We start from the raw sequence: 24,398 nt of genomic DNA on the forward strand, positions 1-24,398 counted from the left end.
ATTGCAACAACATGCGACATGGACCGCTCAAGAGCGGTGGGCCGTGGAGTTCTAAGCTTATGTTTTTGCTTGTGAAAGTTTGGTAGCAGTGGGCAGACTTGAACTGCCGACCTCCGGGTTATGAATCCGGCGCTCTCACCAACTGAGCTACACTGCCGTGCAAGCCTTCGATGAGGCTCGAACATCCGTCGCCGCCCGGCCGGGTTGGCCGGTGCGATAGGCGGCGATATACGGATGGCGCGGCGCGCCTGTCAAGATGGCCCATGCCGTTCGCCCCCGTGCCGAACGAGGAAGTCCATGCGCCCAGCCTCCTCCAATCTCTTCGAACTCGGCGCACCCGAACTCGCGCGTCGCCTGATCGGCGCCGAACTCCTGTTCGGCAAGGTCGGCGGGCGCATCGTCGAGACGGAAGCCTACCAGGCCGACGACGCGGCCTCGCATTCGTTCAAGGGGGAGACACCGCGCAACCGCTCGATGTTCGGCCCTGTCGGGCGCGCCTATGTCTATTGCTCCTACGGCATTCACTGGTGCCTCAACATCGTCTGCGACGGACAGGCACCCGGGAGCGCCGTTCTCCTGCGCGCGCTGGAGCCCACCGAAGGGATCGAAGCGATGGGCGAGCGGCGCGGGACGAGCGACATTCACCGTCTGTGCTCTGGCCCGGGCCGTCTGACCCAGGCGCTCGGGATCGGCATCGAGCAGGACGGAATGCCGATCGACGAAGCGCCGTTCGAGCTTCGCCTGCCCGAGCGTGTGGTCGAAACGCTGGCGGCTCCGCGCGTCGGCATCACCAAGGCCGTCGACGTGCCTTGGCGCTTCTACGCCGCGAATTCGCGTTTCGTCAGCGGATCGCGGGTGGTTCGTTCGCGGCTTGTAGACGAGCCTTCATCGCCGCTGTAAGCCGCCCGAAAACCTTCTCCGTTCCGAGACGCCCCTTCATGAACTCGAAACCGCCCGGTGCCGCCGCGTTCGGACGCAGTACCCTTTGGGGCGTCGGGTTCATGGTGTTCGGCTGCTTCATGTTCTCGGTCAACGACGCGATGGGCAAGTGGCTCGTCGGGACATATGCGGTGGGGCAGCTCATTCTCCTGCGCAGCGTCGCGGCGATGATGGTGCTGGGCCCGTTCGTCTGGTCGAAGGGCGGGGTTCGCACCCTGCGCTCGGGCCAGCCGTGGCTTCACGCGCTGCGTGCGTCTGGTTCCGCGGCGGAAACGGGCTTCTTCTACTGGGCGCTCGTGCACCTGCCGCTCGCCAACGTGATGACCTTCTATCTCGCCGGCCCGATCTACGTGACGGCGCTTTCGGCACTGATTTTGAAGGAGCCCGTGGGGCGTATCCGGTGGGCGGCGGTGCTGGTGGGTTTCAGCGGGGTGCTCATCGCGCTCGGGCCGGATCTGACAACGGCCGGATGGCCGGCCCTGATCGCGGTTGCCGGAAGCTTCGCCTACGCTGTTCTGATGATCCTGACGCGCCATCTGGCGTCCGCCGGCGAGGTGACGCTGATCGGCTGGCAAACGGTCGCGGCCTTGGTTCTCGGGCTGATCCTGGCGCCGATGCATTGGGTCCCGCCCGCCGCTTCCGATCTCGGGTTCATGTTCCTGCTCGGCGTCGTCGCGATGGCAGCACATGCCTGTGTCAACCGTGCGCTGGTAATCGCTCCTGCGTCCGTCGTGGTCCCCTACCAATACACGCTGATCGTCTGGGCTCTTCTGTTCGGCGTGATGATCTTCGACGAGGTGCCGCGCCCGTCGATGCTCGTGGGAGCCGCCATCATCACGGCTTCCGGCGTCTTCATCTTCTTGCGCGAGCAAAGGCTCGAGACGCAGACCACCGTTCGCACCGCTGCGGCGACGGTGGGGGCGCCCGACGACGTCCAACTGCCGGAGCGTTGATCGGTCGAGGCGTACGACACCGCCACCCCATGGTCGGTGCAACCGCGGCTTCGATGTTCCCTTACGGCAACAGTCCCAACGGGCTCAATTCAGAGTCGTGGAACAATTGCACTTATAAGTTGCAATTCCCCGTAGGGTTGTGGCCTATGGGCTTTGCCGTCGCGGGAGTGCGTCAGGTTTCCGCCCGCTACCCTTCGGGCTGAACCGCAACGACCCTTCGTGCCGGAGCAGCCCGACCACCCGTGACGACCCCGCTTCGGGCGGAGATGTCGCCGCGAGGCATGCCGGACAATCGAATCGACCCCGATCCACTCGACCCCGCGAGCCTGGAGCTGAGCCTCCGTGTCCGCCGCAGCAAGGCCGCAAGCGATGCAGACTTCGCATAATTCTCCCAAGTCTTCTCGGCCCCGGCTGGTTCCCCGCTTGGCGACGATTTTCGTGATCATCACGCTGGCCGTCAGTCCGACGTGGTCGGCCTGGGCCAACGGATATGGCGAGAGCGCCCCCTGGCAGTTCCGCACGAGCGCCGACCGCGCCAATCTTTCCGTGAATCTCGACCTGATCGAGCGCAAGCGTGGCGGCTACTACGACAGCTTCAACCCCAACACCAACGTCTACAGCACCACCAATATCGACCGGCAGTTCAACTGCCAGGTGTCGTCGAGCGCCACCGGCAACGCCAGCGACAACGGGCAGACGGCGCGCTCCTCCTCTCCCGACACGCGGAACGAGGCGGGAATCTCGTCGGGGGCCAACGGCAACGCGGCGACGAACGCTGCGGGGTTGCCGGACAGCACCCTGAACAACGGGCAGACGAATTCCGGCAGCCAGACATCGGGTGTCGCCGGCTCCTATGCGGGGGCGGGGGGCGGGGTGATCGCCGCCAATGGCGGGCGCACGTGGCAGGCGCTGAACAACCAGCAGACCAACGGGGGAAACCAACAGGCCAGCGTTTCCGGGAGCGAAGCCTGCTCCTTCGGAGGCACCGGCGGCGCGCTGAACTGAAACGGCAAGCTCGGCTCGCGCGCAGCGTCGGCACAACGAGGGGACATGATGGTTTCGCGTAACATGAGGTTCGCTGCTCTGGCATCGGCGGCAATGCTGCTGCCCGGCTGCGCCAGCATCGAGCACAAGCAGTTCGCGCCGGGGGAGGCGCCGGTCGTGGTCGGCCCGCCCGTGCGCTCCAACGTGACGCCCTACGACGAGGCGCTGGCCTGCCTCGGCGACGAGATTCGCTCTTCGGGACGCAAGAAGCTCGGCATCGCGGTCGGCGACATCAAGGACTATACCGGCAAGTACAACCAGAACGAAGGCGCCGCGATCACGCAAGGCGGCGCGCTCATGGTGTATTCCGCGATCGGCAAGATGAACGACGCGGTGACGCTGCACGAGCGGTTCGACACGCGCGTCGCGGAAGCCGAGCTGATCTATCTCGACCGTCGCCAGCTCGGCGACGGGCAGCAGTACCCGCTGGGGCCGGGCGGGGCGCTCGTGCCCTACAAGCCCTATTTCGGCGGCTCGATCCGTGCTTCCGACTATTTCATCATCGGCGGCATCACCGAGCTGAACTACAACATCAATTCCGGCGGGGCGGAGGCCAACGTCAATCTCGTAGGCCCGAAGGCGCGCGTTTTCACCCTGAACGTCGCGGTGGACCTTCGCATCGTGTCCACCGAAACGCTGGTGGTCAGCCATACGGTGTCGATGTCGAAGCAGATCACCGGCTACGAGGTCGGCTTCGGCGTCTTCCGCTTCTTCGACAACGATCTCTTCGACATCAATCTGGGCGCCAAGAACCAGGAGCCGCTGCAGTTCGGCGTGCGCACCACGCTGGAAGCGGCGACGATCGACCTTCTGGCCCGGACGGCCAGCGTCTCGCCGTTTTCCTGCCTGGAGAAGGGGCCGGAAAAGGCGCTTCGCTATGTGTCGAAGACGCCGCCAGAGCCGCGCCTTCCCGCGCCCCCACGCCGCGCGGCGAGCGCTGCACCTTCGGACGAGCGGCGGGTCGCGGCAAGCCTGCCTCCGCCGCCCCCGGCGGCGCGGCCCGCCGTGACGCTGGGCTCCCCGACGGCGCGCACGTCAGGCCCGGCCGCCGCCCTGTCGGGGCCGAGCACGGAAGCGGCGCTGGCGCGCGAAAGCCTTCTCGAAACACCCGGCGCGCCCGCGCAGGTGCGGCCGACGACGCCCGGAGTCTTCGGCCAGTACTGAGTGCCCAACGCTTTGCATGCGGCGAGGTGGGCGCCGACACGAACGCCACCGCAACAGGAGCCGATCGCATCGCGGGAAAGCGTGCGGAGGAAACGGAGAACGACATGACGACGAACAACAGAAGCCGCCGGCTCAAGCTGCTCGGCGCCTCCAGTGTGGTGACGATCGCCGCGACCGTGGGCCTTGCCCAGGCCGCGACCATCATTCTGCCGGGCACCGCCTCGACCGGACAGTCCGGTGCGTCCACGCAACTGATCATCAACACCCAGTCGCTGGCCAATGCGGCGTTGCGCGCCTCCTACACGCCGGGCGCCGCTTCGACCGGCAGCCTGACGACGATCGGCATCGAAACGGCTGTCGGCACGACCGCCGAGCAGGCCGCGCGGACCGAAAGCCTCGTGGTCGACGACAACCGTGTCCTTGCGACGGCGACAGCCAACACGGGCATCTCCACCATCCAGGTCTCGCAAGCGAACAACGTTCTCAACGGAGCCAATGCGGGAATCGCGGTCGGCTCCAGCCAGTCGGTTGAAGGTCTCGACGCAGCCTCCAGCATCACGCAGGCGCGGGTCGGCCTCGGCCTGACAGGCGGCGTCCTGCCTCCCGCCTCGGGTCTTTCCCTGGACCAGAACACCGTCGCCGCAGCGGCCACCGGCAACTCCTCGACGAATGCCGTGGCGGGGATCGTGCCGACGACCGCTTCGCCCGGGATCGTTTCGTCCGTCACGACGAATACGTTCGGTTCCCAAGCGACGGCGGGCGTCGTCGTCGCCAACGATCAGCGCGCATCGGTCACCGAGGGCCTCAGGTCCAACGTGGGCGGCAGCACCGTGGGCGTCTTCGCCTCCGTCGATGCCGCCACGAATTCGGCCATCACGGCAAGCGCCAACTCGATCGACGCGTCGTCACAGGTGAACTCGACGCAGAACTTCGTGCGCTTCAATCCGACGACGGTGGTCGCACCCGCCCAGGCGGGCGGTGTTTCCACGGTTCAGACCGGCGCGCCGTCCCTCGACGGCGTGAGTGTGGCCGTCGCCAACAATCAGACCGCGACGGGCACCGCCCGGATCAGTTCGAACGTAGAGAATTCCGACGTTCTCGTCACCGTGACACGGACCGTCACCGATTCGGCGCTCTTCGCGGGCGATGTCGCGGCCACGGGCAATCGGATTTCAGCAGCTGCCGGCGTCAACAGCTCGGCGCTCAACGGTATCCGTATCGACGGCCTGTCGGTCGATGGCGCCTCGGCCGGACCGACCGGTGGAGCGATCGCGGGTGCGCTTACGTCTTCCTTCAACCGCGATCTGGCCGTGGTGAATAGCCAGACGGCGAGCGGACGCTCGCCCGTCGATGCACTCGTGGCCGGAAGCGACGTGCGGATCGATATCGACGGCACGTCCGGCTCCGTCACCTCGGCCGACAATCTTCTTTCCGCGTCCTCGACCGGCAACGAAGCGCTCGACAACCGCATCGAGTTCGACGGACGCTCGTTCGCGGCAACGGCGGCCGTCACCAACAACCAGAGCAATGCGGCAAGCCAGTCGTCACGTGCCGAGAACAGTTCCGTGCTGATCAACGGCGGCAACGTGGCGAACGGGTCCGTTGCCCTTCGCGGCAACCGCGTGGTGTCCGCCGCGTCGGGCAACTCGGCGAGCAACGCGGTCGATGTGACGGCCTTCTCGGTCGAGGTTCCGCCGGGCGGCGTCGCGAGCCTCGGGGAAGCCACCGTCGTCGGCGCCTTGATCGGGCTGAACCAGCCGGTTTCGAGCGCCGGCCTCGGCGTCCTGTCGAACCAGTCCAACTCCGCTTCGGCGAATGCGCAGGCGACGCGCACGACGATCGGCGCCGGCCTCGGGGCGATCGCCGACGGTTCGGCGACCGTCGCCGGTAACACGGTGGACGTTTCGGCCTCCGGCAACATTGCCGACAACTCGCTGGCGCTCGACACGTTCTCGTTCGGCCCGTCCAGCGGCACGGCGCTGCCGCTCAACATCAACTCCGCGGTTCTCGCCAGCCTCGGCACGCTTTCCGTCCAATCCAACACCGGATCGACCAACGCGCTCGGCCGAGACAATGCCATCGGACTGTCGGTGGCGGGTGCGACTCCCGGGTCCGATCTGTCGGTCACAGGCAACGCGATCCGCACGGCGGGAACGGGCAACTCCAACGCCTCGCTTCTGTTCGGCGGGTTCGGCGCGAACGGCGCGGCGCAGGAGGGACAAACATTCGCCTTCGACGGCTCCGCGGCGCTTCGTTCCGATCAAACGAATTCCGGCCCGGAAAACGTCGGCCAGCAGTTCCGGAACTCCATCGGCATCCAGCTGACGGGTGGCGGCTCCGATAACCTCGCGGGCTCGTCGATTGCCGTTTCCGACAACGCGCTGGAGGCTGCGGCGACGGGCAACGCATCCAGCAACCGGATCTTCCTGAACGGCTTCTCGGTCGCCAACTCGGCGGTAGGCGGGCTTCCGTCCGGCTCTGGCTACATCGCCTTCCCAGGGATCGACGTCATCGGATCGGTCGCCGACCTGTCAGCCATCAGTCGCCAGGCGAACTCCGCTTTCGAGAATGCGGTCAACCGGAACTCCACGATCGGTCTCTCGGCTGCGGGCTCCTCGCTGACCGACGGATCTGCCCAGATCGGCGGTAATCGCATCGGCGCGGACTCCAGCGGCAACATGGCGACCAACGTCGTCGCGGTGGCGGGGACCGACGGGGCGCCGGCGCAGTCCGTATCCGCCGCCGCCGTGGCAGCCAGCAGCCAAGTCAACAACGCTTTCCTCGGATCGTTGTCGGAGGTCGACGGCGCGACCATCGGCATGACGCTCTCGGGTGTCGTCGACGCGGCGGTCGGGGTTCTCGGCAATGCCATCGAGTCGAATGCCGTCGGGAACTCCGCCACCAACGCCGTGCAGATCTCGGCGTTCGAGATCAACGGGACGCGTAATGCAGGCCTGTTCAACCTGCCCGACGTGACTTCGGGCGCGGTCGGGGTGACGCAGGCGAGCTTTGCGGCCGTCAATCGACAGGACAACGCCAGTCTTCTGACGACTGCCTCGCTTAGCAACGCGCGCATCGCCATCGACGCGGCGGGAGGGAACTCCGACTCCGACCTTTCGGTGTCGAACAATCTCGCTCGGGCATCGGCTCTCGGTAACTCCGCGACCAACAGCGTCCAGCTGACCGCCGGAAGCACGCTGACGAACCCCAGCGCGTCCATCCTGAACGGCCAGACATCGACCGTGTCATCCAATGCCACAGCGTCGGGTGTCGCGACCGGGCTGACGAGTGCGGGTGGGCTGGGCAACGCAGCGTCGGTCGGTGGCAACACGCTGACCGCACTGGCTGGAGGCAACAGCGCCAGCAACACGCTGTCCGCGTCCTCGTTCAGCCAATCTGGCGGTCTCGTCGGCGGCATCGCGGCCAGCGACGGAACGACACGGTCGCCGTTCGCCATCACCAGCGTCCAGCTGAACGGCGGCGGGCACGTGGCGGCGATCAACAACGCCACGATCGGGGTCGTGAGCACCGGGCTTTCGGGCGGCGGCTCGCAGCGGGTCGGCGGAAATTCGATCGCGGCGGTGGGCGTGGCCAACGAGGCGGTGAACCGCATCGCACTCAACACCGCCGGGCGTAGCTCCTACGGCGGCGCGGCGATCAACAACGTGCAGACCAACCTGTCGGGCGGCAACGTCACCTCGACGGTGACGGGTGCGCGGATCGGGGTCGCCTCGCAGTTCGGCTCCGGCCTGTCCAGCGCCGTCACCGGCAACACGGTCTCGGCCTCGGCCACCGGCAACAGCGCGGTGAACTCGATCGGCGGCAGCGTCGGGTCGTTCTACGGCTCGTCGCGCTGACGGGAAGGGGCTGCCGCTTGGGCGGCCGCCCTTCGCAGAACCTACGGGAGGGGGCTTTCGGGCCTCCTCCTATCCTCGTCTTTTCTTCCCAAACGCTCCCCGGAGATTTCCATGCGATTGCTTGCTCCGTTGCTGGCCTCCTGCCTGTGTCTTTCCTCTGCCCACGCCGCGACGACGGCGGACGAGTTTTCCGTTCGCGGGCTGGGCGCGCAGCCCTGCGAAGCACTGGTCAAGGCTTACGATGACGAGGCGCAGCGACCGGCGGTGGTCGCCGTGCTCGGCAGTTGGGTCGCCGGCTACCTCAGCCACGCCAACCGCGCGACGCCGAGCGCCTTCGAGGTCATGCCGATCTCCGACAATCAGACCGTCGCCCATCTTGTGGTCAGCATCTGCCGCGACAACCCGGCAAGCCTTGTGGAAAGCGCGGCCGCCGGGCTGACGGATCGAATGAAGTCCGGGATCCAGACCACCAGCACGGCCCTCAGCGAGATCGGCGAGGGCGCCAAGAAGGTCGCCGTTCGCGCCGGAACGATTGCGGCGGTGCAGGCGCAACTCAAAAAGGACGGTTATCTAACGGGCGCGGCGGACGGCGCCTACGGCCCGGCGACCGCCAAGGCGCTGGTGGCCTTCCAGACCGCGCGCGAGCTGCCGACGTCCGGTGTGCCCGATGCCGCGACGCTAGTCAGCCTGTTCCTCGGGCGGGACTAGGCGCGCGCCCGGGGAAGGATTTCTCCGCTCTTAGTCCTCTCGGGCGCGTGCCGCTCGCAGGATGGCCGCTCCTTGATTCTGGAGCTTGGCCGATGTCCACGTCCCCTCGTCTTTCCCTTCCTCTCCTGATGCCGCAGCAGGCGCAGCGCCACCTGACGCTGAACGACGCGTTCAGGCTGCTCGACGTGTTCGTCCAGACGGCAGTGGTTTCGGCCGAACGTATCGATGAGCCCGAAGCAGGGGAGGAGGGGCAGCTCTTCATTCTGCCGGACGGTGCCTCGGGGCTGCGCTGGAGCGCGATGACGGCGGGGTCTCTCGCGTTGTTCGAGAACGGCGGCTTCGTGGAAATTCGGCCGGTGCCGGGGCAGATTGCTTTCGTGGCGGATCGACGCGCGCTTCTCCTCTTCGATGGCGACGCCTGGGTGTCGGACGTGACGGCGCGAGATGAATGGCCGGCCATTGGTGTCAACGCCGCCCCGTCCGCAGGCAACCGGCTGACGGTCGCGGCCGACGCCGAGCTTCTCACCTTCGACAACCGGACGCCGGGAAGCGGCGACGCGCGCAAGGTCATCAACAAGTCGGCGCAGGCGAACGTCGCCTCGGTCCTGTTTCAGACGGCCTTCGCGGGGCGCGGGGAAATCGGCCTCCTGGGCAACGACGCGCTGACGTTCCGTGTTTCGGCCGACGGCGGCTCGTTTCGCGCCGGCCTGCGGCTGGAAGGGGCGAGCGGGCACGTTTCGGTGGCGAGCGAATCGGCGCCGGTCTGTGCGCTGGACGTGGCTGGCCCGGTTCGGGTTGCGCGCTATGCCAAGGCCGCGCTGCCCGCCGCAACCGCGGGCGCTGGGCAGATCGTGTTCGTTTCGGACGACGCCGGCGGCGCGGTGCTGGCCTTCAGCGACGGGGCCGCGTGGCGGCGGGTGACGGATCGCGCCATCGTGATGTGAGTGGACCGGGAATTGCACTCTCGTCAGCTTGGCGCGGGATAGGCGTGCCACAGCCTTTGCGGCGCGGCGGATGTTTTCGGTTTTCCGTCGCGACGAATCGAGGAGTGTCGCAATGTCGGTTTGGTCGATCGGGCTCATGACGGGGACGGTGCTCGACGGCAATGTCGATATCGCCATGCTGTGCACCGACGGCGAAACCATCCACGAGTTCGGCCCGACGCTTCTGGCGCCCTACCCGAAGGACATCCGCCCCCTCCTGAAGGACACGCTGGCGGCGGCCGCGCGCTGGAACTTCGATGGGCCGGAGCCCGCCATCTTCCGAACCGCCGAACAGGCGCTCACGGCTGCCCAGAGCGAGGCCGTCGCTGCCTTTCTGGAGGACGAGGGCCTGCCGGCAGGCGATGTCGGCGTGGTCGGGTTCCACGGGCAGACGGTTCTCCACCGCGCGCCGAGCCCGGAGCGAAAGGGCGCAACCCGGCAGCTCGGCGACGGGCAGGCTATGGCGAACCGGCTCGGCATCCCGGTCGTGTTCGATTTCCGCAGCCGCGACGTCGAAGCCGGCGGGCAGGGCGCGCCGCTGGCCCCGATCTACCACCGCGCCCTTCTGGCCAAGATCGGTGCCGGCGAGGAAACGGCGTTCCTCAATCTCGGCGGCGTCGCCAACATCACCTGGGTTGCCGCCGACGGCGCGATGCACGCTTTCGACACCGGGCCGGCCAATGCGCCGCTGAACGACTGGATCCACGCCCACACGGGCGGCGAGATGGACCGGGACGGGGCGATCGCCAGCGAGGGCCGCGTGGACGAGGTACGGCTCGCACGGCTTCTGGAGCATCCTTACCTCACAAAACCCTATCCGAAATCGCTCGATCGCAACGATTTTACCGCGCGCATGGCTGAAGGCCTGTCGCTGGCCGACGGCGCCGCGCTCCTGACCGCATTCACCGCGGCGGCGGTCGGCAAGGCATTGGACCTCCTGCCGGTTCGCCCCAAACGGCTCGTGGTCGGCGGCGGCGGCCGGCGCAATCCCTATCTCATGAGCGAGATCACGAAGCGCTCGGGCGCCGAGGCGGTGAACGCCGACGCGCTGGGGCTGCGCGGCGACGCGATCGAGGCGGAATGCTTCGCGTTTCTGGCCGTTCGCGTCCTCAAGGGGCTACCGATCAGCTTCCCCTCGACCACCGGCGCGCCTGAGCCACTGACCGGCGGTCACATTGCAAGGCCGGTAGGCGGCCAAGCAGAGGATCGCGGCAAAAAGTCGTAAACGCTCGTTCCCGCGCATCCCTACCGCTCTAGCTGCGTTCCAAGATTGGAAACGTTACAGAGAGCGGCACATCCATGCGATTGACGGTCAACGGGACGGAGCACACGCTCGACGTCGATATCCGCACTTCGCTCCTCGACGCCCTCCGGGACCACCTGGAACTGACGGGTTCGAAGAAAGGCTGCGACCATGGCCAGTGCGGCGCGTGCACGGTCTTGGTCAACGGCCGGCGCATCAACTCCTGCCTGACGCTCGCCGTCATGCACGAGGGCGACGAGATCACCACGATCGAGGGTCTGGGCGCGCCCGGCCATCTGCATCCGATGCAGGAAAGCTTCGTCCACCACGACGGCTACCAGTGCGGCTACTGCACGCCGGGGCAGATCGTCTCGGCCGTCGGCATGCTCGGCGAGATTCGCGACAACTGGCCGAGCCATGTGTCGGACGACCTTGGCGGCGGTGTGGAGCTGACGAATGCCGAGATTTCCGAGCGGATGAGCGGCAACATCTGCCGCTGCTCGGCCTATCCCAACATCGTCAACGCGATCCGCGACGCGGGCGAGAAGGGGGCCCTGTGAAGTCCTTCGATTACGAGCGCGCGTCTAGCGCCAGTGAAGCCGCCGCCGTGGCGGCGGATGCCTCCACCAAGTTCATCGCGGGCGGCACCAACCTCCTCGACCTGATGAAGCTGCAGATCGAGACGCCGCGAAAGCTCGTCGACATTTCGCGCCTTCCCCTGCGCGAGGTCGAGGCGGACGGTTCTAGCCTTCGCATCGGCGCGCTGGTCACCAACAGCGATCTGGCGGCCAATGAAATCATACGCCGGGACTACGGCGTCCTGTCGCGCGCGCTTCTGGCCGGCGCATCCGGCCAGCTGCGCAACAAGGCGACGACCGGCGGCAACCTCCTCCAACGGACACGCTGCGGCTACTTCTACGAGACCAGCGCCCGCTGCAACAAGCGCGAGCCGGGCTCGGGCTGCGATGCGCGGGGCGGCTTCAACCGGATCCTCGCGATTCTCGGCACGTCGGAACACTGCATCGCCACGCATCCGTCCGACATGGCGGTGGCGATGCGCGTCTTGGATGCGGCGGTCGAGACGATCCGCGCCGATGGTTCGACGCGCGAGATCCCGATCGAGGAGCTTCACCGCCAGCCGGGCGACACGCCGCATATCGAGACGAGCCTCAAAGCCGGCGAACTGATCACCGCCATCCGCCTGCCGGAGCCGGTGCGGGGACATCACTTCTATCGCAAGGTCCGCGACCGGGCGTCCTATGCCTTCGCCCTTCTCTCCATCGGCGGCATCCTGCGGATGGAGGACGGGCGCATCGCCGACGTGCGACTCGCCTTCGGCGGCATCGGCACCGTTCCCTGGCGCTCCAAGGGCGTCGAGGAGCTTCTGGTCGGCGAGCGGCCGAGCGAAGTGCTCTTCTCGCGCGCGGCCGACCTGCTTCTTTCGGGCGCCGAAAGCTTCGGCGACAACGACTTCAAGATCGATCTCGTTCGGCGGACGCTGCCCGCCGTCCTGGCCGAAGCTTCGCGAGGAAACGCCTGATGGACACGACCCACAGCTTCCGCATGGACGAGCCGGTCGGCGAGACGCGGCTCGACCAAGGCGTCCAGAACGTCATCGGCAAGGGCGTCGATCGCTTCGAAGGGCCGCTCAAGGTGTCGGGCCGGGCGCCCTATGCCTACGAGCATCTGCATGGCCGAAACGTCGCCTTCGGCTTTCTCGTGCTTTCCACGATCGGCGCCGGCAAGGTCAAGTCGATCGACACGATGCGCGCGCAATCGACGGCGGGCGTCCTGACCGTCGTGGTGGACAAGCGCGGGCCGCGCGCGGCCGCAGATCCCAGCGATCCGGCACCGACCCCGGCGGGCGGCGAGGTGACGCATTACGGCCAGCCGCTCTGCCTCGTCGTGGCGGAAAGCTTCGAGGTCGCGCGCGACGCCGCCAAGCTCGTCGACGTCGAATACGAGACCGAGGACGGGCGCTACGACCCGATCGCGCTGCAGGACGAAGCTTACGATCCCGGACCGGGTACCATCCCCTCGGTCACCAAGAAGGGCGACTTCGACGCGGCGTTCGCCGAGGCCGAAGTGAAGCTCGACGAAACCTATACGACGCCGAGCCAGAGCCATTCGGCGATGGAGCCGCATGCGGCGGTCGCCAGCTGGGACGATGGCAAGCTGACGCTCTACGGCTGCTATCAGCTGGTTTCCACCAATGTCGGCCAGCTCGCCAAGGCGCTGGGCATCTCGAAGTCGAAGATCCGGATCCTCGCGCCCTACATCGGCGGCGGTTTCGGCGGCAAGCTGGGGATCGGGCCGGAGGCCGTCTTCGCCTCGATCGCCGCGATGGAAACCGGACGCCCGGTCAAGATCGCGCTGACGCGCCAGCAGGTCTACCAGACGACCTCGCGTCGCTCCGACACGATCCAGCGCGTGCGCCTCGGCGCCACGCGAGACGGGCGCATTACCGCGATCGGCCACGACACGATCACCAGCAACACGCCGGGCGACGAGTTCTTCGAGCCGGCCGGCATCTCGACCATGTTCCTGTATGGCGGCGAGAACCGGCTGATCACCCATCGCAAGACCGACGTGAACATTCTCCTGTCGTCCTCCATGCGCGCGCCCGGCGAGGCGGTCGGCATGCTGGCGCTGGAAAACGCCATGGACGAGATGGCCGAGAAGCTCGGGCTCGACCCGATCGAGTTCCGCAAGCGCAACGAGCCCGAGGTGGATCCGCAGGAGGGGCTGCCGTTTTCCTCGCGCAAGCTCGTCGAGTGTATGGACGTGGGGGCGGAGCGCTTCGGCTGGAATACGCGCAACGCCGTGCCGGGCAGCCGGCGCGAGGGCGAGTGGCTGATCGGCATCGGCATGGCGACCGCCTCGCGCAAGAACCTGCTCCAGCAGTCGTCCGCAAGGGTCACCCTGTCGCCGGAAGGCCATGCGTCGGTCGAAACCAACATGACCGATATCGGCACGGGGACCTACACGATCCTCCAGCAGATCACGGCGGAAATGCTGGGCTTGCCGTTGGAGCATGTGACGGTGAAGCTCGGCGATTCCGACGATCCCGACGCGCCGGGCTCGGGCGGTTCGTGGGGGGCGAATTCTGCGGGCTCCTCGGTCTATGTCGCCTGCGAGGGGGTGGTCGAGGCGATCGCCAAGAAGCTCGGCGTAAAGGTCGACGACCTGACGCTGAAGGACGGAACGGCGATCGCCGGCAACCGGCGGACGGGGCTGGCGGAGATTCTCGCTGGCGAGGCCATCACGGTGACCGGCACGTTCAAGCCGGGCAAGGCGTTCAAGGAAACGCATCAGGCGAGCTACGGCGCGCATTTCTGCGAGGTGGCCGTCAACGCCTATACCGGCGAAACGCGGGTTCGCCGCCTGCTGACGGTCGGCGCGGCCGGGCGCATCCTAAACGAGAAGACGGCGCGCTCGCAATGCTACGGCGGGCAGATCTTCGGCATCGGGACGGCGCTGACGGAGGAACTCGTCGTCGACAAGCGTACCGGGCTGATGGTGAACCACGACCTCGCCGAGTACCACGTTCCGGTCAACGCCGACGTGCCACAGCTCGACGTGGTGCTTCTGGAAGAACGCGACCATGCCGCGAGCCCGCTGGCGGGCAAGGGCATCGGCGAGCTCGCGATCAGCGGCGTCGGCGCGGCGGTGACCAACGCGATCTACAACGCCTGCGGCGTGCGCGTGCGCGATTATCCGATGACGCTGGACAAGGTGCTCAAAGGCTTGCCGCGCCAAAGCGTGGCGCAGGCTGCGGAGTAGGACGGGCGGGGCGGATCGGACGATCCGCCCCGTTTCTCATTTCAGGCGGAAGGCCCGTCGGGCCAGAGTGTATGCTCGGGCGAGACGATGGCGCCGTATTCGCCGATCACGGCGGAGGCCATGCGGTGTCCGGCGAAGGCGGCCGAAACGAGGCCGCCACCTTTCAGGACCACGGCCATCGCCGCGCCGTTGAAGCTGTCGCCGGCGGCCGTCGTGTCGACGATGCGGGTGACAGGCTGGCCGGCAACTTCGCGAAGACGCCCCGGCTCGGCGACAACTGCCGGTTCGCTGCCGGACTTCACGATCGCCGCCGAAGCGCCGAAGCCGAGCAGACGACGAGCGGCGGTGTGGCCGTCCTCGTCTCCATAAAGGGCGCGTTCGTCATCGAGACCTGGCATGGTCAGCGTGGCCGTGGCGTGGCCCGCCCGAATGACGCGGGCGGCGTCCTCTCGGCTTTCCCAAAGGCGCGGGCGGTAGTTGCCGTCGAAGCCGACGATCTTGTCCGCCGCCTTCATGCGAGCGGCCAGGGCGAGAAGTCGGTCCCGGCCCTCGGGCGACAGGATTGCGAGCGAGATGCCGGTGAAGTAGAGCGCGTCGAACTTTTCCAGCGCAGCGGCGAGCTTATCCTCCTCGCCGTCGTCCAACAGGCGCCGGGCAGCGGCGGCGGAGCGCCAATAGGCGAAGGATCGCTCCCCGCCCTCGTCGCGGCTGATCGCGTAGAGTCCGGTGGTTTCGCCGGGTGCGACGCGAACATGCGTCGCTCGGACACCCTGCGCTTCGATGAATGCCGGGATCTCGGCACCATAGGGATCGTCCCCGACGCGGGTGACGTAGTGGACCTCGACAGCCGGATCGCGGCCCAGCGCCCGGCGGCAGTAGACGGCGGCGTTCAACGTATCGCCGCCGACCGTGCGACGCATCGCACCGGGCTCATCGCCCGCCCGCTCGAACAACTCGATCATGCATTCGCCGAGAAAGGCAATGCGCGCGGGCGTCGCCATCAGGCGGTTTCGGCCAGGAAAGCGTCGATGCCGGCGGCGCTCGGCATGGCGCTGCGCGCGCCGAAGCGAAGGCAGGCGAGCGAAGCGGCGGCGACGGCTCGGCGGATCGCATCGGGGACCGGGAGCCCCGCATCCAGGCCGACGGCGAGGACCCCGCACAGCGTATCGCCCGCGCCGGTCGTATCAACGGGCTCGATGCGCGGCGCGGCGAAGCGCTCGGCTCCGCCGTCCTGCGAGACGAGGACGGCACCGGCCGAGCCAAGAGTCGCCAACACCGAAAGGCCGATCTCGCGCGCCAGCCGCTCGGCGGTGGCTTGCGGTTCGATCTCGACGCCGAGGCCCAGGAGTTCGGCGGTTTCGACCAGTTCGTGCTCGTTGACGATCAGGAGATCGGTATGGCCGAGAAGCGCACCGAGATCGGTGGAGCCGACGCCGGTCGGCACGGGAGCGAGGTTCAGCACCACCTTCGCCCCGTTCGCCCGCGCGGCTTCGGCGGCCCGCAGCGTCTCGGTGAAGGGAAGCTCCATCTGGAGGACCAGGATAGACGGGCGTTCCGGCCAAAGCGCGTCGAGCTGATTGGCGCGCACCGAACGGTTGGCGCCGCTGGCCACCGTGATGGCGTTCTCGCCGTCGGCGGCGACCGTGATGAAGGCGCAGCCGGTCGGATCGTTCAGCCTGGCGAGCCCAGTCGTGTCGATGCCCTCGTCGGCCAGGATCGCCGCCTCGCCCTCGCCGAACGCATCCTGCCCGACCGCACCCACGAAGTGCACGCGGCCCCCCGCGCGCGCCGCCGCGACGGCCTGGTTGGCGCCCTTGCCGCCCGACAGCTGTTCGTAACCCGGCGCCAGGACCGTTTCGCCCGGCCGGGCGATCGATCTCACCTTGCACACGAGATCGACGTTCACCGACCCGAATACGACGATCATGGCGCATGCCCTCCATTCCATGCGCCCGTGCGTAGCGAAGAACGGCAGGGGCGACAAGCGCGGCTGGACAAGACGGGGGCGGCGGCCGACAAACGAGGCATGAGTTCCCCGACCCAGCCGTTCGATCTTTCCCAGGTGCCGCGCCTTCGTCTCGTCTTCGGCGAGCGGCGGATCATGGGGCCGGGGCGGGCCGACCTTTTGGAGGGCATCCGCGAAACCGGCTCGATCGCCGCTGCCGGCCGGCGCATGGACATGAGCTACAAGCGCGCCTGGACGCTGGTCGAGGAACTGAACGCGACGTTCGACCAGCCGCTGGTCGAAGTCAGCCGAGGCGGGCGGGCGCATGGCGGCGCCCGGCTAAGCGAACGCGGAAGCGAGGTGCTGGAGCGCTATCGCCGGATGCAGGCGGCCAGCGACATGGCCATCGCCGCCGATCTCGACGCGCTGGCGAAGAACGTCGCCACTGCGGCCTCGACCGATATGTCCGAACGGAAATAACGCTTGCCGACGGTTCGGGCGAGCGGCTAGCGTCCCGATATGTTTTCTTGAACATATCGGGGTCTTCATGATTCGCCTGACGCGACGTTTCCTGTTCCTTTCCGCGGCTGTCTTGGCCGTGCTTCCGGGCGTGGCCGCGCAGGCAGCCTCCACGCAGGTCGCCGTGGCGGCGAATTTTACGGATGCGGCCAAGGACATCGCTAAGGCGTTCCAGGAGAAGACGGGCGACGAGGCCGTGCTCTCGTTCAGCGCGACGGGTCAGTTCTACACGCAGATCACGCAAGGGGCTCCGTTCGAGGTGTTCCTGGCGGCCGACGACGACCGGCCGACCCGTGCGGTCAAGGAAGGGTTCGGCGTCGAGGGAACGGTCTTCACCTACGCGATCGGCCAGCTCGTCCTGTTTTCGCAAAACGCCGACACCGTGAAGGGCGAGGAAACGCTGAAGGCGAACGCGTTCGCCAAGCTCGCTATCGCCAACCCGGAATCGGCACCCTACGGCGCGGCGGCGATCGAGACGCTGAAGGCACTGAAGCTCTACGACGCGATTCAGCCGAAGATCGTGCAGGGAACCTCGATCGCGCAGGCATATCAGTTCGTCCAGACCGGGAATGCCGAGCTCGGCTTCGTCGCCCTCGGCCAAGTGGTGAACGAGAAGGGCGGTTCGCGCTGGGATGTGCCCCAGGATCTCTACACCCCGATCCGGCAGGACGCGGTTCTCCTCAAGACCGGCGAGGGGAATGCGGCGGCCAAGGCCTTCGTGGACTTCTTGAAGACCCCGGAAGCGCTCGAGATCATCCGCCGATATGGCTACCGCACCGGCGAGTGAGGTGCCCGACCTAGGCGATCTCTGGTCGCCCATCCGGCTGACGCTGGAGCTGGCTTCGCTCACCACCGTTCTCCTTCTCCTCGTGGGAACGCCGATCGCCTGGTGGCTGTCGCGTTCGCGCTCGTGGGCGAAGGATGCGGTGGCGAGCGTCGTCGCGCTGCCGCTGGTGCTGCCGCCGACGGTTCTCGGCTTCTATCTTCTGATCGCGTTGGGGCCGAGCGGGCTCGGGGGATGGTTCGGAGGCCTGTTCGGCGTTCGAACCTTCGCCTTCTCCTTTCCGGGCCTCGTCATCGGATCGGTGATCTACTCCATGCCCTTCGTGGTGCAGCCGATCCGCAACGCGTTCGAGGCGGCGGGCGAACGGCCTTGGGAAGTGGCGGCGACGCTGCGCGCATCGCCCTGGGACCGGTTCCTGACCGTCGCCGTGCCGCTGGCGAGGCCGGGGTTTCTCACCGGCGCGGTGCTGGGCTTCTCGCACACGGTCGGCGAGTTCGGCGTGATCCTGATGATCGGTGGTAATATTCCGGGAACCACCAAGGTTCTGTCCGTCGCGATCTACGACTATGTGGAAACGCTGCAATGGGGGAAGGCGCATATTCTGGCGGCTGGAATGCTCGTCTTCTCGTTTCTCGTGATCTTCGCGGTGTCGATGCTGGATCGGCGCGCGGTGGCGCGCATGCGATGAACGAGGCGGACGACGATGCCGCGATCTCCGCCGCGTTTGGCGGGCGGCTCGGCAGCTTCGATCTCGACGTCGCCTTTCGCGCACCGCTCGCAGGCGTCACGGCTTTGTTCGGGCCCTCCGGCTGCGGCAAGACGACGGTGCTGCGCTGCATGGCGGGGCTGCAGCGGCTTGCCGGTCATATGCGGATCGGGGACGACGTCTGGCAGGACGAAAGACACTTTCGGCCGACGCACCGGCGCGAGATCGGCTACGTGTTCCAGGAGGCCAGCCTCTTTCCCCATCGCTCGGTGCGCCAGAACCTCATGTACGGGTTCGAGCGCGCGATGCGGGGACGCGGCGATGCTCCGGCGATCGGCTTCGACGAGGTTTGCGACCTTCTGGGGCTGGAGCGGCTGATCGATCGCTCTCCCGTGCGCCTTTCGGGCGGGGAGCGGCAGCGCGTGTCGCTCGGGCGCGCCCTTCTTTCTCAGCCGCGCCTTCTCCTGATGGACGAGCCGCTGTCCGCGCTCGACGCCATGGCGAAGGAGGAGATCCTTCCCTATTTCGAGCGCCTTCACACTCGGCTTCGCCTGCCGATCATTCTCGTCAGCCATGATATTCGCGAGGTGGAGCGGCTGGCCGACCGGCTGATCCTCTTGCGCGAAGGGCGGGTCGTGGCGAACGGCTGGCTGAACGATCTCTTGACCGACCCGGCGCTGCCCTTCGGTCGGCAGCGCGGGTCTGCCTCCGTGCTCACTGCGGTGGTTTCCGGCTACGACGGAGAGGATCGGCTGCTGCGACTGGATCTCGGCGGGCAGAGCGTTCTCGTGGCGGCCGAGCGGCAGCCCGTCGGCGTCGCCGCGCGGCTGCGCATCGCGGCATCCGACGTCAGCCTCGCGCTCGATCGCCCGTCCCGGTCCACCATCCTCAATGTGCTTCGGACGCGCATTCTGCGCATCGACCCGACGGAAGGGGCCGAGGCTTTGGTGTCTCTCGCGCTGGGCGAGGGTGGGGGACAGATGCTCCAGGCCCGCATCACCCGCCGCTCCGTCTCCGCACTGGGTTTGCAAATCGGCGACGATGTGTTTGCTCAGGTGAAGGGAGCTTCGCTGTCGGCATCGCAGGGGGCGGACCTCTCATTCTCAACGAAAGGATCGACCTCATGCGCATCTCCGCCCGAAACAACCTGAAGGGCCGTATCGTCTCGATCGAGAAGGGCGCGACCACTGCGCATGTGAAGCTCGACGTCGGGGGGACGATGGTGACCGCCTCGATCACCAACGCGGCGGTGGACGATCTCGGCCTTAAGGAGGGCGGGGACGCCTATGCGATCGTCAAGGCGTCGGACGTGATGATCGGCGTCGACTGACGCTTCACGCGGTCACAAACGAAGAAGGGCGCCTTTCGGCGCCCTTTTTTTGCTGATCATTCGGCCGGGGCCGGCAGGGAGCCCTGCGGCTCCGGCTTCGATGCTTTCGGCTTCTTGTCGCGCGCCAGCAGCTTGTAGAAGAGCGGGATGAAGAAGATCGCGACGAAGGTCGCCATCAACATGCCGCCGATCACGCCGGTCCCGATCGAATGCCGGCTGGCCGACGAGGCGCCCGACGCGATTGCCAGCGGCACGACGCCGAGGATGAAGGCAAGCGAGGTCATCACGATCGGGCGGAAGCGCAGCTTTGCCCCTTCCAGAGCCGCGTCGAAGGCGGACAGGCCTTCCTCGCGTTTGAGAACCGCGAACTCGACGATCAGGATCGCGTTCTTCGCCGCGAGCCCCACCAGGGTCACGAGGCCGATCTGGAAGTAGGTGTCTACCTCCAACCCGCGAAGCCAGATCGCCAGCAGCGCTCCGAACATGGCGAAGGGCACCGCCAGAAGCACCGCGATCGGCAGCGACCAGCGCTCGTACTGCGCGGCCAGGATCAGGAACACCATGACCATGCCGAAGCCGATGGCGATGGCGCCCGTGCCGCCGGCCTGGATCTCCTGGTAGGCCGAGCCCGTCCAGGCGATCTCGTAGCCCTCGGGGAGAACTTCCGCGGCGATCTCCTGCATCGCCTGCAGCGACTGACCCGACGAGTAACCGGGGGCGGGGCCGCCGGACACCTTGGCCGCGTTGAACGCGTTGAACCGCTCGATCAGGTCCGGGCCGATGATGCGCTTGGTGATCAGGAGCGTATCCAGCGGCACCATGGCGCCGTTGGACGCCTGGACGTAGACGAAGCGCAGATCCTCCGGCTTCTCGCGGAAATCCGACTCCGACTGCAGCGAAACGCGGTAGTTGCGACCGAGCAGCGTGAAGTCGTTGACGTAGAGCGAGCCGAAGGTGGACTGCATCGTCTCGAAGATCGACGTGATGGGAACGCCGAGCGCCTTCGCCTTCTCGCGGTCCACGTCGATCTGGTACTGCGGCACGTTGGCGTCGAACGTGGTGCGCACGCCCGCAAGCTCCGGCCGCTTGGCGGCGGCTGCCACCACGAGGTTCGTGGCTTCCACGAGCGCTTGCGTCCCGCGGCCCGTCCGGTCCTGCACAAAGAGGTCGAAACCGCCCGTGGTGGACAGGCCCTGGATCGGCGGCGGCGAGAAGGCCAGCACCATGCCGTCCTGGATGCCCGCGTTCGCACCGATGAAGGCGCCCGGCAGGTTTCGCGCGTCGAGCGAGGGATCGGAACGCTCCGACCAGTCCTTGAGGGTGACGAACGCGGCGCCCGCGCTCGTCTTCTGCGAACCGGAAAGAAGGTCGAAGCCCGCGAAGGCGACGACGTCCTCGACGGCCGGATTCTGGCGGATGTTGGCCGAGACCTGGTTCATCACCTCCGTCGTCCGGGGCAGGGACGAGGCGGGTGGCAGGAAGGCGACCGCGAGGTTGGTGCCCTGATCCTCGTCCGGCACCAGCGAGGAGGGGATGGTCTGGAAGAAGTAAACCGTGCCCCCGACCAACGCGGCGAACAGGACGAGCGACAGGAACGCCCGGCGCATGATGAAGGCGACGCCATGCCCGTAGCCGTTCGTCAGCCGGTCGAACATCCGGTTGAACCAGCGGAAGGGAGCCAGCGGCTCCTTGTGCTCCTCGCGCAGGAGAAGACCGCAGAGCGCGGGCGTCAGCGTCAGGGCGACGATGCCGGAGATCGTCACCGAGGTCGCGATGGTCACGGCGAACTGGCGATACATCGTGCCCGTCAGGCCGCCGAGGAACGCGACGGGAATGAACACCGCGCACAGGACCAGGACGATCGCGATGACCGGCGAGGTCACTTCGCTCATCGCCTTGGCGGTCGCTTCCTTGGGTTTCAGATGCTCGTCGCGCATGATGCGCTCGACATTTTCCAGAACCACGATCGCGTCGTCGACGACGATGCCGATGGCCAGGACCAGCCCGAACAGGGTGAGGAGGTTGATCGAGAATCCGAGCGCCAGGAGGACGCCGAACGTTCCGATGATCGACACCGGCACCGCGATCATCGGGATCAGGGTCGCGCGGAAGCTCTGGAGGAACAGGTAGACCACCACCAGCACGAGGACCATCGCCTCGATGAACGTGTGGATCACCGATTCGATGGAGGCGTTGATGAACTTCGTGGTGTCGTAGGGGATGGCGTAGGTGATGCCTTCGGGAAACTGGTTGGACAGTTCCGACATGCGCGTGTTGACGGCTTCCAGCACGTTGAGCGCGTTGGCGCCCGGTTGCAGGTAGAGGCCGATCGGGATCGTCTCGTTGCCGTTGTAGGTCGCGTTGAAGGCGTAGTCCTGCGCGCCGAGCTCGACGCGCGCGATGTCCTTCAGGAGGAGCGAGGCGCCGTTGGCGTCCGAGCGGATGATGATGTTCTCGAACGCCTGCGCGTCCGGCAGACGTCCGGCGGTCGTCACCGAATAGGTGAAGGCGAGCGGGTTGTTGGACGGCTGGGCCCCGAACTGACCGGCGGCGAACTGCGCGTTCTGCTCCCGGATCGCGGTGGCGACGTCGCCGGGCGTCAACTGGTACTGGGCGAGCTGGTCCGGCCGAAGCCAGATGCGCATGGAATAGTTGCGCTGGCCAAAGAGCTGCGCGTTGCCGATGCCGGGAATGCGCTTCAGCTCGTCGAGCACGTACAGGAGCGCGTAGTTCGACACGTAGGTCGCGTCGTAACGCGGATCCGACGACGTCATGGTGGCGACCGCCAGGATCGACGACGACTGCTTCGTCACCGTGACGCCGAGGCGCTGCACCTCGGCGGGAAGCTGGGAAATCGCCTGCTGGACCCGGTTGTTGACGTTGATCGTCGCCTGATCGGGATCGGTGCCGGACTGGAAGGTGACGTTGATCGTCGATGTGCCCGCCGAGGAGTTCGACGAGTTCATGTAGATCATGTCCTCGACGCCGTTGACGACCTGCTCGATCGGGGCGGCGACGGTCTGGGCGACGGTTTCGGCGGACGCGCCGGGATAGGTCGCCGCGATCTGCACCTGCGGCGGCACGAGCTCCGGGTACTGCTCGATCGGCAGCGAGCGCATGCCGGCAAGGCCGGCCAGCACGATGACGATCGAGATGACGGCCGCAAAGACCGGTCGGTCGACGAAGAAGCGGTTCATTGGGCGGCTTCCGTCTGCGCCTGCGCGCTGGCCTGGGGGGCGGGAGCGGCGGCGGCTTGCGGTGCGCCGTCCGGGCTGCCGGCCGGCGCTGCGCCGGTGGGATTGACGGGCGCGTTGGGCCGGACCTTGATGACGCCGACCGTGACGACGCGGTCGCCCTCCTTGAGACCGGTCGAGATCAGAAGCCGCTGATCGAGCTCGCGCCCGACGGTGACGGGTCTCACCTCGGCGACATTCTCGTTGTTGAGAGTGTAGACGAAGGTTCCCTGCGGCCCCTGCATCAGGGCTTCGGTGGGGATCGTCACGGCGTTGGGAATGGTCAGGCCTTCGATTTCGACGCGCACGAACTGACCGGGCAGAAGCTGGCTGTCCGGGTTCGGAAGAACGGCGCGCGACAGGATCGTTCCGGTCTGCTGGTCGATGTTGGAGGAGGTGAAGTCGATCCGACCCTGCTGGGCGTAGTTGGTGCCGTTGCCGAAGCGAACGGTCACCCTGACGCTTTCGAGCGAGCCTTCCGCCGTTCCGTCCTCGATGGAGCGACGGATGGAGAAGGCTTCGGTGTCGGCGGCCGAAAAGTTCACATAGGCGGGGTCGAGCTGAGAGATCCGGGTGAGAAGATCGCCGGAATTCAGGAGCGAACCCTCGGGCACCTGTTCGAGGCTCGTGATGCCGCTCGCCGGCGCTTCGACCGACGTGTAGTCGAGCGACAGATTGGCGGTCTGGAGGCGCGCTTGCGCCTGCGCCACGGCGGCGTCCGCCAACTCGCGCTGCGAGGTCGCGTCGTCGAGATTGGCGGTGGACGTGGTGCCCGAGCGCACGAGGGCCTGGGCGCGCTCTTCGGTGCGCCGCGCCTGCGCGAGCTGCGCCTGGGCCTGCTGCACCTGCGCCTGGGCCAGCGCGACCTCCGCCTCGAAGGGGCGACGGTCGATCTCGAACAGGAGATCGCCGGACTTCACCTGCGCGCCCTCGTTGAAGGTTCTCTGCAGAAGCACCCCGCCGACGCGCGCGCGCACCTCGACCGCCCGGGAGGCTTCCACGCGGGCGGGATATTCGAAGGTGACGGGGACGCTGGATGGCTTCACCGTTTCCACCGTCACGGCTGGGGGAGGCGGGGCCGCACCGCCTTGCTGCGCCAGCGCGGGCAGCGACAGGCCGAGCGTCGCGGCGAGGGACAATGTGAGGCGGGAAGCGATCATGGGGAGCTCCGCCGAGCAGATGTCGGCAATTCGAACTTGAAACTGTC

The 24,398-nt window shown here is 67.1% G+C and carries 20 protein-coding genes and 1 tRNA gene; 16 read left to right on the forward strand and 5 right to left on the reverse strand.

The window, feature by feature from the left end; translation table 11 throughout:
- Positions 1-80: 80 nt before the first annotated feature.
- Positions 81-157, reverse strand: a tRNA-Met gene (locus H7A85_RS08740).
- Between the two features lie 140 nt (positions 158-297).
- Between H7A85_RS08740 and H7A85_RS08745 the strand changes: the two genes are divergently transcribed.
- The 11 genes from H7A85_RS08745 to H7A85_RS08795 all read left to right on the forward strand — a co-directional run bounded on the left by H7A85_RS08745 (position 298) and on the right by H7A85_RS08795 (position 14,674).
- A complete protein-coding gene (locus H7A85_RS08745) occupies positions 298-900 on the forward strand; it encodes a DNA-3-methyladenine glycosylase (protein WP_182085557.1) in 603 nt (200 codons plus the stop codon).
- 38 nt (positions 901-938) lie between these two features.
- A complete protein-coding gene (locus tag H7A85_RS08750; RefSeq protein ID WP_182085558.1) occupies positions 939-1,892 on the forward strand; it encodes a DMT family transporter in 954 nt (317 codons plus the stop codon).
- Between the two features lie 423 nt (positions 1,893-2,315).
- Complete coding sequence (locus tag H7A85_RS08755; RefSeq protein WP_182085559.1) at positions 2,316-2,897, forward strand: hypothetical protein; 582 nt, start codon at positions 2,316-2,318, stop codon at positions 2,895-2,897.
- 63 nt (positions 2,898-2,960) lie between these two features.
- Positions 2,961-4,100, forward strand: a complete 1,140-nt coding sequence (locus H7A85_RS08760) for a CsgG/HfaB family protein (RefSeq protein WP_210270237.1) — start codon at positions 2,961-2,963, stop codon at positions 4,098-4,100.
- A gap of 104 nt (positions 4,101-4,204) precedes the next feature.
- Positions 4,205-7,957, forward strand: coding sequence for a hypothetical protein (locus tag H7A85_RS08765; RefSeq protein WP_182085561.1), 3,753 nt, complete (start codon positions 4,205-4,207; stop codon positions 7,955-7,957).
- Positions 7,958-8,068: 111 nt separating this feature from the next.
- The gene (locus H7A85_RS08770) at positions 8,069-8,665 is read left to right on the forward strand and encodes a peptidoglycan-binding domain-containing protein (RefSeq protein WP_182085562.1); all 597 of its coding nucleotides are present in this window, start codon (positions 8,069-8,071) and stop codon (positions 8,663-8,665) included.
- A 92-nt stretch (positions 8,666-8,757) separates the two neighbouring features.
- On the forward strand, positions 8,758-9,609 hold the full coding sequence (locus H7A85_RS08775) for a DUF2793 domain-containing protein (protein ID WP_182085563.1): 852 nt from the start codon (positions 8,758-8,760) through the stop codon (positions 9,607-9,609).
- A 112-nt stretch (positions 9,610-9,721) separates the two neighbouring features.
- The gene (locus H7A85_RS08780; protein WP_182085564.1) at positions 9,722-10,873 is read left to right on the forward strand and encodes an anhydro-N-acetylmuramic acid kinase; all 1,152 of its coding nucleotides are present in this window, start codon (positions 9,722-9,724) and stop codon (positions 10,871-10,873) included.
- Between the two features lie 74 nt (positions 10,874-10,947).
- Positions 10,948-11,451, forward strand: coding sequence for a 2Fe-2S iron-sulfur cluster-binding protein (locus H7A85_RS08785; RefSeq protein ID WP_182085565.1), 504 nt, complete (start codon positions 10,948-10,950; stop codon positions 11,449-11,451).
- Positions 11,448-12,431 (forward strand): xanthine dehydrogenase family protein subunit M, encoded by a 984-nt coding sequence (locus H7A85_RS08790; RefSeq protein ID WP_182085566.1) that lies wholly within the window; start codon positions 11,448-11,450, stop codon positions 12,429-12,431. Before H7A85_RS08785 ends, H7A85_RS08790 begins: the two co-directional genes overlap by 4 nt.
- Positions 12,431-14,674, forward strand: coding sequence for a xanthine dehydrogenase family protein molybdopterin-binding subunit (locus H7A85_RS08795; protein ID WP_182085567.1), 2,244 nt, complete (start codon positions 12,431-12,433; stop codon positions 14,672-14,674). Before H7A85_RS08790 ends, H7A85_RS08795 begins: the two co-directional genes overlap by 1 nt.
- A gap of 41 nt (positions 14,675-14,715) precedes the next feature.
- On the opposite strand, the gene H7A85_RS08800 is transcribed toward H7A85_RS08795, so the two are convergent.
- Complete coding sequence (locus H7A85_RS08800; RefSeq protein WP_182085568.1) at positions 14,716-15,675, reverse strand: sugar kinase; 960 nt, start codon at positions 15,673-15,675, stop codon at positions 14,716-14,718.
- Entirely contained in the window at positions 15,675-16,601 is a 927-nt protein-coding gene (locus H7A85_RS08805) for a ribokinase (protein WP_182085569.1), read from the reverse strand. Before H7A85_RS08805 ends, H7A85_RS08800 begins: the two co-directional genes overlap by 1 nt.
- A 99-nt stretch (positions 16,602-16,700) precedes the next feature.
- Here H7A85_RS08805 and H7A85_RS08810 point away from each other — a divergent pair, with 99 nt between their 5' ends.
- The 5 genes from H7A85_RS08810 (at position 16,701) to H7A85_RS08830 (ending at position 19,958) form a co-directional block, all read left to right on the forward strand.
- Positions 16,701-17,099 (forward strand): LysR family transcriptional regulator, encoded by a 399-nt coding sequence (locus tag H7A85_RS08810; RefSeq protein WP_182085570.1) that lies wholly within the window; start codon positions 16,701-16,703, stop codon positions 17,097-17,099.
- Positions 17,100-17,166: 67 nt separating this feature from the next.
- Entirely contained in the window at positions 17,167-17,925 is a 759-nt protein-coding gene (gene modA, locus H7A85_RS08815; protein ID WP_182085571.1) for a molybdate ABC transporter substrate-binding protein, read from the forward strand.
- Positions 17,903-18,610 carry a molybdate ABC transporter permease subunit gene (modB, locus tag H7A85_RS08820; RefSeq protein WP_182085572.1) on the forward strand — a complete coding sequence of 236 codons (708 nt, stop codon included), beginning with the start codon at positions 17,903-17,905 and terminating at the stop codon, positions 18,608-18,610. The genes modA and modB overlap by 23 nt, the downstream gene beginning before the upstream one ends.
- Positions 18,607-19,779: a molybdenum ABC transporter ATP-binding protein gene (gene modC / locus H7A85_RS08825; protein WP_182085573.1), complete on the forward strand. Its 1,173-nt coding sequence runs from the start codon at positions 18,607-18,609 to the stop codon at positions 19,777-19,779. The genes modB and modC overlap by 4 nt, the downstream gene beginning before the upstream one ends.
- Complete coding sequence (locus H7A85_RS08830; protein WP_182085574.1) at positions 19,752-19,958, forward strand: molybdopterin-binding protein; 207 nt, start codon at positions 19,752-19,754, stop codon at positions 19,956-19,958. Before modC ends, H7A85_RS08830 begins: the two co-directional genes overlap by 28 nt.
- A gap of 56 nt (positions 19,959-20,014) precedes the next feature.
- Here the strand turns inward: H7A85_RS08830 and H7A85_RS08835 are convergent, their stop codons facing one another.
- The gene (locus H7A85_RS08835; protein ID WP_182085575.1) at positions 20,015-23,155 is read right to left on the reverse strand and encodes an efflux RND transporter permease subunit; all 3,141 of its coding nucleotides are present in this window, start codon (positions 23,153-23,155) and stop codon (positions 20,015-20,017) included.
- Entirely contained in the window at positions 23,152-24,351 is a 1,200-nt protein-coding gene (locus tag H7A85_RS08840; protein ID WP_182085576.1) for an efflux RND transporter periplasmic adaptor subunit, read from the reverse strand. The genes H7A85_RS08835 and H7A85_RS08840 overlap by 4 nt, the downstream gene beginning before the upstream one ends.
- Between the last annotated feature and the right edge of the window lie 47 nt (positions 24,352-24,398).

The sequence above is a fragment of the Aureimonas sp. ME7 genome (genome assembly GCF_903970965.1).
Classification (GTDB): Bacteria; Pseudomonadota; Alphaproteobacteria; order Rhizobiales; family Rhizobiaceae; genus Aureimonas.

Bases quoted from the DNA above. Each gene is read 5' to 3' on its own strand.
- modC (WP_182085573.1), top strand. From the start codon at position 18,607: ATGAACGAGGCGGACGACGATGCCGCGATCTCCGCCGCGTTTGGCGGG.
- modA (WP_182085571.1), top strand. From the start codon at position 17,167: ATGATTCGCCTGACGCGACGTTTCCTGTTCCTTTCCGCGGCTGTCTTG.
- H7A85_RS08760 (WP_210270237.1), top strand. From the start codon at position 2,961: ATGAGGTTCGCTGCTCTGGCATCGGCGGCAATGCTGCTGCCCGGCTGC.
- H7A85_RS08830 (WP_182085574.1), top strand. From the start codon at position 19,752: ATGCGCATCTCCGCCCGAAACAACCTGAAGGGCCGTATCGTCTCGATC.
- modB (WP_182085572.1), top strand. From the start codon at position 17,903: ATGGCTACCGCACCGGCGAGTGAGGTGCCCGACCTAGGCGATCTCTGG.
- H7A85_RS08770 (WP_182085562.1), top strand. From the start codon at position 8,069: ATGCGATTGCTTGCTCCGTTGCTGGCCTCCTGCCTGTGTCTTTCCTCT.
- H7A85_RS08795 (WP_182085567.1), top strand. From the start codon at position 12,431: ATGGACACGACCCACAGCTTCCGCATGGACGAGCCGGTCGGCGAGACG.
- H7A85_RS08775 (WP_182085563.1), top strand. From the start codon at position 8,758: ATGTCCACGTCCCCTCGTCTTTCCCTTCCTCTCCTGATGCCGCAGCAG.
- H7A85_RS08785 (WP_182085565.1), top strand. From the start codon at position 10,948: ATGCGATTGACGGTCAACGGGACGGAGCACACGCTCGACGTCGATATC.
- H7A85_RS08810 (WP_182085570.1), top strand. From the start codon at position 16,701: ATGAGTTCCCCGACCCAGCCGTTCGATCTTTCCCAGGTGCCGCGCCTT.
- H7A85_RS08805 (WP_182085569.1), bottom strand. From the start codon at position 16,601: ATGATCGTCGTATTCGGGTCGGTGAACGTCGATCTCGTGTGCAAGGTG.
- H7A85_RS08840 (WP_182085576.1), bottom strand. From the start codon at position 24,351: ATGATCGCTTCCCGCCTCACATTGTCCCTCGCCGCGACGCTCGGCCTG.
- H7A85_RS08780 (WP_182085564.1), top strand. From the start codon at position 9,722: ATGTCGGTTTGGTCGATCGGGCTCATGACGGGGACGGTGCTCGACGGC.
- H7A85_RS08765 (WP_182085561.1), top strand. From the start codon at position 4,205: ATGACGACGAACAACAGAAGCCGCCGGCTCAAGCTGCTCGGCGCCTCC.
- H7A85_RS08745 (WP_182085557.1), top strand. From the start codon at position 298: ATGCGCCCAGCCTCCTCCAATCTCTTCGAACTCGGCGCACCCGAACTC.
- H7A85_RS08750 (WP_182085558.1), top strand. From the start codon at position 939: ATGAACTCGAAACCGCCCGGTGCCGCCGCGTTCGGACGCAGTACCCTT.
- H7A85_RS08800 (WP_182085568.1), bottom strand. From the start codon at position 15,675: ATGGCGACGCCCGCGCGCATTGCCTTTCTCGGCGAATGCATGATCGAG.
- H7A85_RS08835 (WP_182085575.1), bottom strand. From the start codon at position 23,155: ATGAACCGCTTCTTCGTCGACCGACCGGTCTTTGCGGCCGTCATCTCG.